The organism is Mycobacterium sp. SMC-8 (assembly GCF_025263565.1).
Classification (GTDB): Bacteria; Actinomycetota; Actinomycetes; order Mycobacteriales; family Mycobacteriaceae; genus Mycobacterium.
Genome location: NZ_CP079865.1, coordinates 631,497 through 644,373, shown reverse-complemented (window position 1 = coordinate 644,373; position 12,877 = coordinate 631,497). Strand labels below are relative to the sequence as shown.

Here is a 12,877-nt window from a genome sequence, read left to right as displayed (position 1 = left end):
AGTGCAAGAGTCTGTTCCCACCCCGCAGCGGGTGCGCCGCCGGGCGTCGCGCGCCGCGGGTCCCGCCAAGGCCGAGGCCACGCCCTCGCCCGCCGGGCTGAGCGTCGAAGTGTCCGCGCCGGTGCGCTCCGCGCGGCCCGTCGGCCCTCCACCGCGGCGGCGGCCACACCGGCAGATGGTGGCGATCCTGTCGATCGCGATCACGGCGGTCGCGGTGGGCGCACTGGTCGCCGCGGTCGTGATGATGGTCGGCCAGCAGAGCGCCATCGAGGCCAAGCAAGACCGTGAGCGCCGGTTCGTCGACACCGCGGCGCAGTCGGTAGTCAACATGTTCAGCTACACCCAGAACACGATCGACGAGAGCGTGGACCGGTTCGTCGACGGAACCAGCGGCCCGTTGCGCGCGATGATGACGCAGGAGGGCAACGTCGAGAACCTCAAGTTGCTGTTCCGCGACACCAACGCCAGTTCCGAGGCGGTGGTCAACGGTGCGGCGCTCGAGGAGATCGACGAGATCGCCCAGAACGCGAAAGTGATGGTGTCGGTGCGCGTTACGGTGACCGATCTGGACGGGAACAACGCACCGTCCGAGCCGTACCGGATGCGCGTCATCGTCCATGAGGACGACAACGGGCACATGACGGCCTACGACCTCAAATACCCCGACGGGGGCAACTGATGCGAGACTGGCCCGCCAGGCTTCTCGGGGCGCTCGCGGTGCTTCTGGCCACCGGTTTCGTCGCGCTGTCCGCTGTCGGCGGCTGGCTGTACTGGAATCGGGTGGAGCTCAACGGCGAAGAGCAGGCTCGTGCCGAGTTGCCCTCGCTGGCGCAAGAGCAGATTCCGCTGGTGTTCGGCTTCGACTACCAGACCGTGGAGCGCAGTTTCGCCGAGGTGTATCCGATGCTGACCCCGGAATATCGCCAGGAGTTCCAGGACCGCGTCACCAACGAGATCATCCCGCAGGCACGCGACCGTGAGCTCGTCAGCCAGGCCCACACGGTCGGAGCGGGAATCCTTGACGCAGCGCGCACCTCGGCATCGGTGATGGTCTACATGAACCGCACGGTGACCGACAAAGGCAAGGAGTCCGTCTACGACGGCAGCCGTCTGCGGGTCGACTACAAGAAGGTCGACGGCAAGTGGCTGATCGCCTACATCACCCCGATCTGAACCGCCCCTACGTTCAGGCCGGCGCCGACACCTGACCACCGGTCTCGACCCTGGCCGCCCCTGATCACCGTTTCGATGCCATTGGTATCGTAATGTCATGGCGGGCGACGAGGAGATCTCCATGCAGATCGCGGTCACCGGGGGCATCGGCTGTCTCGGCGCGCACACCGTTCGGGCGCTCCTGCAGGCGCGGCACCGGGTCCGACTCCTGGTCCTCCCGCAGGAACAGGACGCTGCGGTGCTCCGTAGCCTCCGGGATCTGGGCGAGGTCTCCGTCGTCGTCGGCGACATCCGCGACGAGTCCACCGTTACCGCGCTGTTGACCGGTGCCGACGCGGTGGTCCACGCCGCCGGTGTGGTCGGGACCGACGAACGTCGCGCACAGCTGATGTGGGACATCAACGCCTACGCGACCGAACGGGTCCTGACCCGGGCCGTCGACCTCGGGTTGGATCCCGTCGTGTCGGTGAGCAGTTACAGTGCACTGTTCCCACCGCCTGACGGCGTCATCTCGGCTGACTCGCCGACTTCCGATGGGCGCAGCACCTACGCCAAGACCAAAGGTTATGCCGACCGGGTGGCGCGCCGCCTGCAGGAGGCGGGCGCACCGGTCGTGGTGACCTACCCGTCCAGCGTGGTCGGCGCCGCGTTCCACACCGCCGCGGGAGTCACCGAGCGCGGATGGGCGCCCATCGTGCGGTCCCGGGTGGCGCCGAGGGTGCGCGCGGGCATGCAGATGATCGACGTCCGGGACGTGGCCGATGTGCACACCGCGCTGATGCGGCCCGGCCGCGGCCCGCGCCGCTACGTCTGCGGCGGTGTGATGCTGACTTTCGACGAGATGATCGACGCACTGGAGGCCGGGTTGGGGCGGCCGGTCCGCCGAGTTCCCTTGCCGCCCGGGGTGCTGCTGGCGCTCGGCCGGCTCTCCGACGCCGTCGGTCGCTACGTCCCGCTGGGTGACGGCCTGAGCTACGAGGCCGCATTGCTTCTCACCTCGGCCACACCGACCGACGACCGCGCCACCACCGACGATCTCGGCCTGCGCTGGCGCTCGCCCAGGCAGGCCATCATCGAATCCTTCTCCGCCTCAGCGGTTGCCGACAGCATCGCTCAGCAGTTGGGCGATCCTGCGCCGTAGCGCGTCGGAGTCGTCGTCGGTGGCGACCGTGGTCAGCAAGAGCGCCGAACCGGCCGCCATCACCAGCGCCGCGCGGGCATCAAGCTCGGCGCGTCGGCGCTGGGCGGGGGTGCGTGTCGGGACGTGCTCGGTGTACAGCGCCACCGCCGGACCGCTGAAGCTCTTCCACAGCCTGTCGCGCAGTTCGTCGTTTTCGGCCAGCGCCAGCAGCAGGCCCGGCACCGCGGCACGCACGTCGCTGCGGGCGAACAACTCGTGGCTGCCGCGCACCACCCACTGGATCCACCCGTCCAGGTCCGTCCCGGAAAACGGTGACATGTCCGGGGTTTCGCCGAGAACGGCCTGCAGCACGAGCTCGGCCTTCGAGTTCCACCGGCGGTTCAGGCTCGACCGGCCGACTCCGGCGCGCGCCGCGACCAGGCGCACGCTCAGTTCGTCCCAGCCGACCTCCGCCAGCAGCTCGCGGGTGGCCGCAAACACCCGGTCGTCGATCGACGAGTCGCGGGGGCGCCCGGTGGGCCTGCCGTCACTCACGCCGGTCGGCTTCGACCGCGGTACCGCCGCAGGTACCGTACGACCCGGCGCAACGGATACGGACGCGGCCAGTCATCGCCACGGAAAAGTGCATCAGTGCCCCCGTCAACGAAAACCACGCTGCCACAGGAGAAATCGGCGGCATCGGAGAGCATGAAACACATCCAGCGGGCCAGCAGTCCGGGCTCGCCGTAGCCGCCCACGGGCACCGGGAAGCGTTCGACGAGCTTGCCCTGACGCTTGTCGGCGAGCTGCTCCTGTAGCAGCGGGGTCAGGACCGCGCCGGGGGCGAGGACGTTGAGCCGGATGCCGGCGCCGGCCCACTCGGGCAGCACGGCGGTACGCCGGGCCCAGCGGGTGACCGCGATCTTGGAGGCCGCGTAGACCATGGCGGGCCGGCCGGGACCGTAGAGTCGGGTGGACCGTACGGCGCCGTCGACGTCTCCGGCCAGCAGTGCGCGCACCGCGCGTCCGGGTACCCCCGGCGTAGTGGTGGTCGAATTGCTGCCCACGACAACGACCTTCGCGTGCTGCGCGACGGCAAGTGCGGGGCGCCAGCGTTGCAGGAGATCGACGACGCCGAGGTGGTTCACCGTGGCGATCAGCCGGAGACGGTCTGCGCCCTTGCCAGGGCCCAGGCCAGCCGCCATCAGGGCTCCGTCGAGGCGACCGGCGCACGCGGTCAGCACCTGCTCTGCGGCGTGGGCCCGGCCATCGACGCTCGACAGGTCGGCCACAACGTCGGCGTCCTTGATGTCGACGGTGATCACGGTGTGGCCGTCGGCCCGGAGCTGGGCCACCGCGGCGGCGCCCATTCCCGATGCCGAACCGGTGACTGCGTAGGTCGCCATCGATGTGCCTTTCGCCGCGCGGCGGAATCCGATTCCACTGGTATCGGAATGCTAGCGGAGCTCGACGTCACTCCTGGCCGGACGGTTCCTTGGATGCGAGGGCGTCGAGGAACGCCCGGGCCCAGCGGTCGACGTCGTGGGCGAGGACCTGCCGGCGTAGCGCCCGCATTCGGCGCCTGCCCTCCTCGGGGGCCTGGTTCAGCGCCGCCTCGATGGCGTCCTTGACCCCTTCGAGGTGGTGCGGGTTGGTCAGGTAGGCCTGACGCAGTTCGGCTGCGGCGCCGGTGAATTCGCTGAGCACCAGCGCACCGCCGAGGTCGCTGCGGCAGGCGACGTACTCCTTGGCCACCAGGTTCATCCCGTCGCGCAGTGGCGTGACCAGCATGACGTCGGCGGCGACGAAGAACGCGACGAGGTCCTCGCGGGGGATCGGGCGGTGCAGGTAGTGCAGGACGGGGTGGCCGACCTCGCCGAACTCCCCGTTGACATGGCCGACCTGGCGTTCGATCTCCTCGCGCATCGCGATGTAGCTCTCCACGCGCTCCCGGCTCGGCGTGGCGAGCTGCACCAGCACGGTGTCCTCGGGGTTGATGCGGCCTTCTTCGAGCAATTCGGAGAACGCCCTCAGCCGCACGTCGATGCCCTTGGTGTAATCCAGCCGGTCCACCCCGAGCAGGATCTTGCGCGGGTTGCCCAATTCGGCGCGGATCTCGCGGGCGCGCTGCCGGATGGTCCGGCTTCTGGCCTGCTGGTCGAGGTCGGCGGAGTCGATCGAGATGGGGAACGCGCCGACCTTGACCGTGCGGAACCCGAAATGCACCTCGCCGAACCGCGAACGCACGCCGACGGTGGCGCGGGAGGTGGTCGCGCCGACCAGCCGACGGGCCAGGATCAGGAAGTTCTGTGCGCCGCCCGGAAGGTGGAAGCCCACCAGGTCGGCACCCAGCAAGCCCTCGGTGATCTCGGTGCGCCACGGCATCTGCAGGAACAGCTCCACCGGCGGGAACGGGATATGCAGGAAGAAGCCGATGGTCAGATCCGGGCGCAGCATCCGCAGCATCTTGGGGACCAGCTGCAGCTGGTAGTCCTGCACCCAGACCGTGGCGTTCGGTGCCGCGGCGCGCGCCGCGGCCTCGGCGAACCGCCGGTTGACCTCGACATAGCGGTCCCACCACTGCCGGTGGTAGATCGGCTTGACGATGACGTCGTGGTAGAGCGGCCACAGCGTGGCGTTGGAGAAACCCTCGTAGTATTCGGCGACGTCCTCGGCGCTGAGCCGGACCGGGACCAGCGTCATCCCGTCCTGCTCGATCGGCTCGGTGGACGCGTCGGGGTCATCAGCGTCCTCGGGGACACCCGGCCAGCCGATCCAGGCTCCGTGCCTGCGCCGCAGCAGTGGTTCCAGTGCGGTTACCAGCCCCCCGGGGCTGCGCTTCCACTCGACGGTGCCGTCGGGTTTCCGCACCATGTCGATCGGCAGCCGATTGGCCACCACGACGAAGTCGGCACCTCCGGAGCGGGCCTCGGCACCGCTCTCGGACGTCATTAGGCGTCGAGCTTCGCCGGTCCGATACCCAGCATCGACAGGAAGACGCGGCACTCGTCGGCGTCGGTGGCGTAGGCGGCCACGACGCGACGCGCCTGGCGCTCGGTGCTGTCAGCGATAGGCTCGACGTCGCCGATCTCGGCGGGATCAGATTTCGCAGGCATGGATCAACTCTAGCCAACTACCGGGACTGTTCCGGGGTGCTGTACTCGGACGTGACACTTCCGCCGTAATGTGTATCGCGTGGCGAACCCTGAGCAGGTGACATACGAGACCCTCGACGAGGGTCGCATCGCGCGGATCTGGCTGAACCGCCCCGAGGCGCAGAACGCACAGTCCCGCACGCTGCTGGTGCAACTGGACGAGGCGTTCGGGCGGGCCGAGGCCGACGACAACGTCCGGGTGGTCATCCTGGCCGCGCGGGGCAAGAACTTCTCGGCCGGGCACGACCTGGGCTCGGAGGAGGCGCTGGCCGAGCGGGCCCCCGGCCCGGACCAGCACCCGACGTTCACCTGCAACGGCGCCACCCGCGACGCCGTGATCGAGCGGACGTACCTGCAGGAGTGGCACTACTTCTTCAACAACACCAGCCGCTGGCGCGACCTGCGCAAGATCACCATCGCGCAGGTGCAGGGAAACGCGATTTCGGCGGCGCTGATGCTGATCTGGGCGTGCGATTTGATCGTCGCGTCCGACGACGCCAAGTTCAGCGACGTGGTCGCCGTGCGGATGGGGATGCCGGGCGTGGAGTACTACGCCCACCCGTGGGAGTTCGGCCCGCGCAAAGCCAAGGAGCTGCTGCTCACCGGCGATGCGATCGACGCCGACGAGGCACACCGGCTCGGCATGGTGTCGAAGGTGTTCCCGCGCGCCGAGCTCGAGGACAAGACGCTGGAGTTCGCGCGGCGGATCGCCGAGCGGCCTACGATGGCCGCGCTGTTGGTCAAGGATTCGGTCAATGCGGCCAGCGACGCGATGGGCTTCGCCGAGGCGCTGCGGCACGCGTTCCACATCCACGAACTCGGGCACGCGCACTGGGCGGCTCACAACGAGAACCGGTTCCCGGTCGGCCTGCCGCCGGATGTGCCGGACTGGCGCACCCTGGGTGCGCCAAAGCTGTCCCGCCGCGACGAGCCGTGACGTATAACTGGAACCTGTTCTAGTTAGCCTGACTACCCGTCGGAGGGACTTCCCATGTTGCTGTCGCTGTCAGAACGCACGTACCTGATCACGGGCGGTGGCAGCGGGATCGGCAAGGGCGTGGCAGCCGCCGTGGTCGCCTCTGGGGGCAACGTGATGCTGGCCGGGCGGAACGCCGACAAGCTCGCGGCCGCCGCCGAGGAACTCAGGGCGACCGCCGGCGACGGCGCGGGTGAGGTGAACTACCAGCCGGCCGACGTGACCGACGAGGACGACGCGGAGCGGCTGGTGGAGGCGGCGACCGCGTGGCGCGGCCGGCTCGACGGTGTCGTGCACAGCGCAGGCGGTTCGGAGACCATCGGACCGCTCACCCAGATCGACTCCGCCGCGTGGCGGAACACCGTCGACCTGAACGTCAACGGCACCATGTACGTGCTCAAGCACAGCGCCCGGGAGATGGTGCGCGGCGGTGGGGGAGCGTTCATCGGTATCTCGTCGATCGCCTCGAGCAACACCCACCGCTGGTTCGGCGCCTACGGGCCGAGCAAGGCCGCGCTCGACCATCTGATGATGGTGGCCGCCGACGAACTCGGCCCGTCCTCGGTCCGGGTCAACGGCATCCGCCCGGGGCTGACGCGCACCGACATGGTCGCCCCGATCATGGAGTCGCCGGCCATCAGCGAGGACTACCGGGCCTGCACGCCGCTGCCCCGCGTCGGCGAGGTCGAGGACATCGCCAACCTGGCGGTGTTCCTGCTCAGCGACGCGGCCAGCTTCATCACCGGGCAGGTCATCAATGTCGACGGCGGGCACGGCTTGCGCCGGGGCCCCGACCTGTCCAGCATGCTCGAGCCGATCTTCGGCGCCGACGGGCTGCGCGGGGTCGTCTCCAGCTAGCGCCGAAATCGCATTCCACGCGCGCTGCGGGCGCCCGCGGCCGCGTGGAATGCGATTTCGGCGAGGTCAGGCACCGGGTTTTCTGCCGCCGGCCTCCCAGGCGGCCAGCGCGCCCAACGCGGACCAGTCGAGGTCGCGGCCGCCGCCGGCGAGCAGCGTCAGGAACCGGTCGCGGATCAGGCTGGCGACCGGCAGCGGCACCTGAAGTTCTTCGCCGGCGGCCAGCACCAGACGGATGTCCTTGAGACCGAGATGCGCGGCGAATCCGGCGGGCTCGAACTCCTCGCGCGCCAGCAGCCCGCCGTAGGTCTGGTAGGCAGGCGCGGTGAACAGCGTTGATGTCAGCAGCTCGAGGTACTGCTGCTTGTCGACGCCGGCCTTGTCCACCAACGCCATCGCCTCACCGAGCGATTCGATGACCGAGGCGATCAGAAAGTTGCCCGACAGCTTCACCAGGTTGGCGACCTTCGGGTCGTCGGACACGACGAACGAGCGCTGGCCGATCGCGTCGAACACCGGCTGCAGAGACTGCACGGCATCCGCCGAACCCGCGGCCACGACGAACAGCTTGGCCGCGGCGGCGGCCTCCGGCCTGCCGAATACCGGTGCCGACACGAACACCTGCCCGGCGTCGGCGTGCGCGGCGGTCAGCCGGTCGGCCAGGGCGACGCTGATGGTGCTGGAGGACACGTGGACCGCGCCGGCGGGAAGCGACGCGAGAATGCCGCCGTCGCCGAACGCGACTGTTTCGAGGGCGGTGTCGTCGGCCAGCATCGAGATCACGACCTCGGCGTCGCATGCGGCCGCGACCGTCGGCACCGGCGTGGCGCCACGCTCGGCGAGAGCGGCGGCCTTCTCGGGCGAGCGGTTGTAGGCGAGGACCTCGTGCCCCGCCGCCAACAGATTGGCGGCCATGGCTGAGCCCATGTTGCCCAGCCCGACGAACCCGATCCTCATGCCCAACCCCTTCGCCGAACGTGCATTCCACGCGCCAGTTTCGCGTATTGACGCGCGCTACGTGCGATCTCGGTGGGCTGGGTCGCCGGGAAACGCCGTGCTCCGGTGCGGCCGCGGAGGCGAGGCAGGGCGTCAGCTGGTGGTTTCGGCCGCGCGCTTGACCGCGTTGACGATGCCCTGATAGCCCGTGCACCGGCAGAAGTTGCCGGACAGGCCCTCACGGATCTCCTCGTCGGTGGGGCTGGGGTTGTCCCTCAGCAGCGCGGTAATGCTGGTGACGAATCCCGGGGTGCAGAAGCCGCATTGCAGTCCGTGGCACTCGCGCATCGCGGCCTGCACCGGCGAGAGTTCACCGTCCTTGCCGGCGATGCCCTCGACCGTGGTGACCTCCTGGCCGTCGACCTGCACCGCGAAGATCAGACACGACCGGACCGCCTGGCCGTCGAGCAGCACGGTGCACGCGCCGCAGGCACCGTGTTCGCAGCCCAGGTGCGTGCCCGTCAGCCCGCAGTTCTCCCGCAGGTAGTCGGCCAATGTCAGACGTGGCTCGACGGTCCCTGCGTAGCGGCGGCCGTTGACCGACACCTCGACGGGATGTTCATGCATTGAGGGCCTCCGTCGTTTCAAGAGCGGCAGTGGTTGCCTGTGACCATGCCCGCGCGGCCATCGTGGCGCCGACCTTGGTGCGGTACGCCGCGGTGCCCTGCAGGTCGGACGGAACATCGTCGAGCGCGGAGACGGCCAGCCGGCCGAACTCCTCGGCGGCGATGTCGCTGACGGGTCGTCCGACGACGGCCTGTTCGGCCGGGGTGCCGCGCTCGGGGGTGGACCCGAGCCCCAGCAGCCCGATCCCGCAGCGGGACACCGTGCCGTGATCGTCGAGCTCGACGGCCACCGTCGCGCCGGCGATCGCGAAATCGCCGTGACGCCGGGCGAATTCCTGAACGGCGAAGCCGCATCGTCGCGACCACACCGGGAAGGTCACCGCGGTCAAGATCTCGTCGGAGGCCAGCGCGGTCTCCCACAGGCCGGTGAAGAACTCGGCCGCCGGGATCGGTCGCGTCCCGCTCGCGGAGGTGGCCTCGATCTCGGCGTCCAGTGCCAGTGCGACCGCCGCGTACTCGGCCGCCGGGTCGGCGTGGGCGATGGCGCCGCCCAACGTGCCGCGGGTGCGGATCTGGAAGTGCCCGATGTGCGGGGTGGACAGGGTCAGCAGCGGAACCGATTCCGCCACTTCGTCATCTATACCGACCAGGGCGTGCGGGGTGCCGGCTCCGATCCGGACCGTGTCGCCGCGCAACTCGATGTCGCGCAGATCATCGATCCGGGAGATGTCGATCAGGTTCTCGAAGTGCGTCAGCCTCATCGCCAGCATCGGCACCAGGCTCTGTCCACCGGCGAGGATCTTCGCGTCGTCGCCGAATTCACCGAGCAGCGACACCGCGTCCGCGACCGTGTCGGGGCGGTGGTAGGCGAAGGGAGCAGCCTTCATGAGGACAGCAACCGGGCCAACAGGGCCTGTAGATCGTCGGCGAGCACGGCCGCGGCAGGTGCGGAGCGCTTGCGCCGCCCGAGCAGGAAGCCGAGCGCGCCCGCGGCCGCGGCCGCGGCGATCACCGGGGCGAACCGCTTGGCCATCGGCACCGCGACGACCTTCAGCAGGTCGACGGAATCACCGGCCGGCTGGGCCGCCGCCGCCTCGGAGGTCGGCGCCGTCGTTGCGGTGGCCGGGGAATCGCCGAGCAGTTCGGCTTCCAGACTGCGGGCGAACTGCGCGATCAGGTTGCCGGACACGTCGGCCAGTACCCCTCGGCCGAACTGCGCGGCCTTGCCGGAGATCGCCAAGTCGGTGGTGATGCCGACATAGGTCGACTCGCCCTCGTCCTTGAGCTGTGCGGTGACGGTGGCCGCCGCGGTCCCGCTGCCGCGGGTCTCCTTGCCCTCTGCGCGCAGCACGATCCGCCGTGCCGAAGCGTCCTTCTCCTGATAGGACGCGATGCCCTTGTAGGACACGGTGATCGGACCCACCTTGACCTTCACGGCGCCGTGGAAGGTGTCACCGTCGACGGACAGCAGTGTGGCGCCGGGAAGGCAGGGGGCGACGCGCTCGACGTCGGTGAAGACGTCCCAGACCTCGGTGGGCGGGACCGCCACCCGGAATTCGTTGTTCAGTTCCACCGTCAGTGGTCCTTTCCTGCTAGTCCTGCGCGCTCGATGAGCTCGACGATCGTGGCCGGTGTTGCGGGTAACTGGGTCAGGGTGACACCGAGCGGGGCCAGCGCGTCGTTGATCGCGTTGATGACCGCCGGCGGTGAGCCGATCGCCCCGCCCTCACCGGCACCCTTGTATCCGCCCACTCCGGGTCCGGGGATCTCGACGTGGCCGAATTCGATCGGCGGCACCTCGGTAGCCGTGGGTAGCAGGTAGTCGACGAATGTCGACGCGATCGGATTGCCGGCTTCGTCGTAGGCGAGCTTCTCCAGCAGCGCCCCGCCGATGCCCTGCACAGTGCCGCCGGCGACCTGGCCTTCGACCACGTTCGGGTTGATCATCGGGCCGACGTCCTCGCTGACGATGTAGCGGGTCAGTGTGACCTGACCGGTCTCGATGTCCACCTCGCAGGTGCACACGTGAGTCGCGTTGGCCCAGTGGATCATCGCCTGTGAGTTGAACCGTGCGGTGGCCTCCAGGGTCGGCGGGACACCGCCGAGCTGGGCGGGGTCGTAATAGGAGCGGTAGGCGATGTCGGCGAAGCTGACGCCCTTGTCGGGGTCGTTGCGCACGGTGGCCTTCGAGTTCGCGAGCACGACCTCGGACTCCTCGACTCCGAGCATCTGCGCGGCGATCGCGAGGATCTGCCCGCGCAGGATGGAGCCGGCCTCGTTGACCGCGCCCGCGGTCATCGGCCCGCTGCGGCTGCCCTGGGTGCCCGCTCCATAGGGTGTCACCGCGGTGTCACCCTGGATCGTGGCGACATCTTCGATGTTGGCGCCCAACGCATCCGCGGTCAGCTGCACCACAGTGGTCTCGATACTGTTACCTGCGGACCCGCCGTTGACGTAGACGTTGATCTTGCCGGTGGACTCCATCCGCACCGTGGCGCCCTCGGTCGCGAGGTTTCCGGTCGCCGCGCCGGTCGGCTCTATGTAGGCGGAGAACCCGAGCCCGATGTAGCGCCCCTCGGCCAGCGCCTCGGCCTGCTCCTTGCGAAAGCCCTCGTGGTCGAGGATCTTGACGGCCTGCTCGAATGTGTCTGCGGGCGCGCAGTTGTCGTAGGGCATGCCGTTGGGATTGAAGAACGGCATCTCGTCGCCGCGCAGGATGTTGATCCGGCGCAACTCGACCGGATCCATTCCCATCCTGCGAGCCGCGCAGTCGAGAAGTATTTCCCGCGTGAGGGTTTCGTATTGCCAGGGGCCGCGGTAGGCGTGCAGTCCGGGCGTGTTGGAGAACACGGTCTTGTAGTTGAAGCTGGCTTTGGGCACCCGGTACGGGCCGGGGAAGAACATGCCGATCGCGGCGGTGGTCAGCACCGGATACGGCGTGGGGTAGGACCCGACGTCCTGAATGAAGTCGATGTCGGCGGCCAGGATCTTGCCGTCGTCGTCGAACGCCATCCGCACCGTGCCGTCGACGTGGCGGGACTGCCCGGCCGACATCAGGTTCTCGCGGCGGTCCTCGATCCACTTCAGCACTACGCCCGATTGCGCGTTCGACGTCGCGGCAGCCACTTTCCGTGCCGCGAGCAGGATGCACATGTCCTCGCGCATCGGGACGACCTTCTGCCCGAACGCACCGCCGGTGTCGCGCATGATGACCCGCACCCCCTGGGCCGGGATGCCCAGCAGCCGCGCGGCGAATGCGCGCAGCTCGTGCGGTGTCTGCGTCGACGCCCACACGGTGAGTTCGTCGGTCGCCGCGGTCCACTCCACGACCATGCCGCGGGTCTCCATCGGCACGGGTACGTACATCTGCTGGTAGATGTGCTCGGAGACGACATGGGGCGCCGAAGCGAACAATTCCTCATCCGGCGGCATGCCGCCCATCCCGCCGGCGACGTTGTCGGGATATGCCTCGTGCACCACCGGTACCCCGGCCTCGGCGCCGCCGACGGCGGTCCGGAAATCGGCCACCGCGGGCAGCGGTTCGTAGTCGACCTCGACGAGGTCGACGGCGTCCTCGGCGAGGTAGCGACTGTCGGCGACCACGAGTGCGACCGGGTCGCCGACGAACTTCGCCTCGCCCTCGGCCAACGGCGGCCGCGGGGTGTCCGGCACATCCTTGCCGGCGACCGCGTGCCAGGCCTCTTTGACGTCCGGGTTGAGATCGGCCGCGGTGAACACGGCGTGCACGCCGGGCAGGGCGAGCGCTGCGGACGCATCGATGCCCCGGATGGTCGCGCGCGCGAACGGGCTGCGCACGAAGCACGCGTGCAGCATGCCCGGGCGGTTGATGTCGTCGACGAAACGGCCGTGACCGGTGAGAAGGCGGCTGTCCTCGACGCGAGGGATGCGCTGTCCGGCGTAGCGCGGGGCGACGGCGTCGGCAGCGTTGACGGCGGTGTCGGTCACAAGGGATCACACTCCTCGGGCTGTGAAGAGTGACGTTATCGCACCCGAGAGCGACATTTCCACCACT

Annotated in this window: 14 protein-coding genes; 5 read left to right on the top strand and 9 right to left on the bottom strand. The window is 69.1% G+C overall.

Going from position 1 to position 12,877, the window contains the following annotated elements; translation table 11 throughout:
* Window position 1 precedes the first annotated feature (1 nt).
* The 3 genes from KXD97_RS03255 to KXD97_RS03245 all read left to right on the top strand — a co-directional run bounded on the left by KXD97_RS03255 (window position 2) and on the right by KXD97_RS03245 (window position 2,314).
* The gene (locus KXD97_RS03255; RefSeq protein WP_260755440.1) at window positions 2-679 is read left to right on the top strand and encodes a mammalian cell entry protein; all 678 of its coding nucleotides are present in this window, start codon (window positions 2-4) and stop codon (window positions 677-679) included.
* On the top strand, window positions 679-1,173 hold the full coding sequence (locus KXD97_RS03250) for a nuclear transport factor 2 family protein (protein ID WP_260755439.1): 495 nt from the start codon (window positions 679-681) through the stop codon (window positions 1,171-1,173). Before KXD97_RS03255 ends, KXD97_RS03250 begins: the two co-directional genes overlap by 1 nt.
* Window positions 1,174-1,294: 121 nt before the next feature.
* A complete protein-coding gene (locus tag KXD97_RS03245) occupies window positions 1,295-2,314 on the top strand; it encodes an NAD-dependent epimerase/dehydratase family protein (protein ID WP_260757820.1) in 1,020 nt (339 codons plus the stop codon).
* Here KXD97_RS03245 and KXD97_RS03240 read toward each other — a convergent pair.
* From KXD97_RS03240 to KXD97_RS03225, 4 genes are all read right to left on the bottom strand, one after another.
* Window positions 2,264-2,848, bottom strand: coding sequence for a TetR/AcrR family transcriptional regulator (locus KXD97_RS03240; RefSeq protein WP_260755438.1), 585 nt, complete (start codon window positions 2,846-2,848; stop codon window positions 2,264-2,266). The genes KXD97_RS03245 and KXD97_RS03240 overlap by 51 nt on opposite strands.
* Window positions 2,845-3,699: an SDR family oxidoreductase gene (locus KXD97_RS03235; RefSeq protein WP_260755437.1), complete on the bottom strand. Its 855-nt coding sequence runs from the start codon at window positions 3,697-3,699 to the stop codon at window positions 2,845-2,847. The genes KXD97_RS03240 and KXD97_RS03235 overlap by 4 nt, the downstream gene beginning before the upstream one ends.
* Window positions 3,700-3,766: 67 nt before the next feature.
* Complete coding sequence (locus KXD97_RS03230) at window positions 3,767-5,245, bottom strand: trehalose-6-phosphate synthase (protein WP_260755436.1); 1,479 nt, start codon at window positions 5,243-5,245, stop codon at window positions 3,767-3,769.
* Entirely contained in the window at window positions 5,245-5,409 is a 165-nt protein-coding gene (locus tag KXD97_RS03225; RefSeq protein ID WP_014817721.1) for a hypothetical protein, read from the bottom strand. The genes KXD97_RS03230 and KXD97_RS03225 overlap by 1 nt, the downstream gene beginning before the upstream one ends.
* A gap of 70 nt (window positions 5,410-5,479) precedes the next feature.
* Here KXD97_RS03225 and KXD97_RS03220 point away from each other — a divergent pair, with 70 nt between their 5' ends.
* A complete protein-coding gene (locus KXD97_RS03220) occupies window positions 5,480-6,385 on the top strand; it encodes an enoyl-CoA hydratase (RefSeq protein WP_260755435.1) in 906 nt (301 codons plus the stop codon).
* A gap of 54 nt (window positions 6,386-6,439) precedes the next feature.
* Window positions 6,440-7,282: an SDR family oxidoreductase gene (locus tag KXD97_RS03215; protein WP_260755434.1), complete on the top strand. Its 843-nt coding sequence runs from the start codon at window positions 6,440-6,442 to the stop codon at window positions 7,280-7,282.
* A gap of 66 nt (window positions 7,283-7,348) precedes the next feature.
* Here KXD97_RS03215 and KXD97_RS03210 read toward each other — a convergent pair whose 3' ends face one another.
* The 5 genes from KXD97_RS03210 to KXD97_RS03190 all read right to left on the bottom strand — a co-directional run bounded on the left by KXD97_RS03210 (window position 7,349) and on the right by KXD97_RS03190 (window position 12,810).
* Window positions 7,349-8,239, bottom strand: coding sequence for an NAD(P)-dependent oxidoreductase (locus tag KXD97_RS03210; RefSeq protein WP_260755433.1), 891 nt, complete (start codon window positions 8,237-8,239; stop codon window positions 7,349-7,351).
* A 132-nt stretch (window positions 8,240-8,371) separates the two neighbouring features.
* A complete protein-coding gene (locus KXD97_RS03205) occupies window positions 8,372-8,845 on the bottom strand; it encodes a (2Fe-2S)-binding protein (RefSeq protein WP_260755432.1) in 474 nt (157 codons plus the stop codon).
* The gene (locus KXD97_RS03200) at window positions 8,838-9,731 is read right to left on the bottom strand and encodes a xanthine dehydrogenase family protein subunit M (RefSeq protein WP_260755431.1); all 894 of its coding nucleotides are present in this window, start codon (window positions 9,729-9,731) and stop codon (window positions 8,838-8,840) included. Before KXD97_RS03200 ends, KXD97_RS03205 begins: the two co-directional genes overlap by 8 nt.
* Window positions 9,728-10,417: an SRPBCC family protein gene (locus KXD97_RS03195; RefSeq protein ID WP_260755430.1), complete on the bottom strand. Its 690-nt coding sequence runs from the start codon at window positions 10,415-10,417 to the stop codon at window positions 9,728-9,730. Before KXD97_RS03195 ends, KXD97_RS03200 begins: the two co-directional genes overlap by 4 nt.
* 2 nt (window positions 10,418-10,419) lie before the next feature.
* Window positions 10,420-12,810 carry a xanthine dehydrogenase family protein molybdopterin-binding subunit gene (locus KXD97_RS03190; protein WP_260755429.1) on the bottom strand — a complete coding sequence of 797 codons (2,391 nt, stop codon included), beginning with the start codon at window positions 12,808-12,810 and terminating at the stop codon, window positions 10,420-10,422.
* Window positions 12,811-12,877: the final 67 nt, after the last annotated feature.

Excerpts from the sequence above, each read along its gene's own strand:
- KXD97_RS03250 (WP_260755439.1), top strand. The coding sequence starts at position 679 with ATGCGAGACTGGCCCGCCAGGCTTCTCGGGGCGCTCGCGGTGCTTCTG.
- KXD97_RS03245 (WP_260757820.1), top strand. The coding sequence starts at position 1,295 with ATGCAGATCGCGGTCACCGGGGGCATCGGCTGTCTCGGCGCGCACACC.
- KXD97_RS03235 (WP_260755437.1), bottom strand. The coding sequence starts at position 3,699 with ATGGCGACCTACGCAGTCACCGGTTCGGCATCGGGAATGGGCGCCGCC.
- KXD97_RS03230 (WP_260755436.1), bottom strand. The coding sequence starts at position 5,245 with ATGACGTCCGAGAGCGGTGCCGAGGCCCGCTCCGGAGGTGCCGACTTC.
- KXD97_RS03225 (WP_014817721.1), bottom strand. The coding sequence starts at position 5,409 with ATGCCTGCGAAATCTGATCCCGCCGAGATCGGCGACGTCGAGCCTATC.
- KXD97_RS03215 (WP_260755434.1), top strand. The coding sequence starts at position 6,440 with ATGTTGCTGTCGCTGTCAGAACGCACGTACCTGATCACGGGCGGTGGC.
- KXD97_RS03210 (WP_260755433.1), bottom strand. The coding sequence starts at position 8,239 with ATGAGGATCGGGTTCGTCGGGCTGGGCAACATGGGCTCAGCCATGGCC.
- KXD97_RS03205 (WP_260755432.1), bottom strand. The coding sequence starts at position 8,845 with ATGCATGAACATCCCGTCGAGGTGTCGGTCAACGGCCGCCGCTACGCA.
- KXD97_RS03200 (WP_260755431.1), bottom strand. The coding sequence starts at position 9,731 with ATGAAGGCTGCTCCCTTCGCCTACCACCGCCCCGACACGGTCGCGGAC.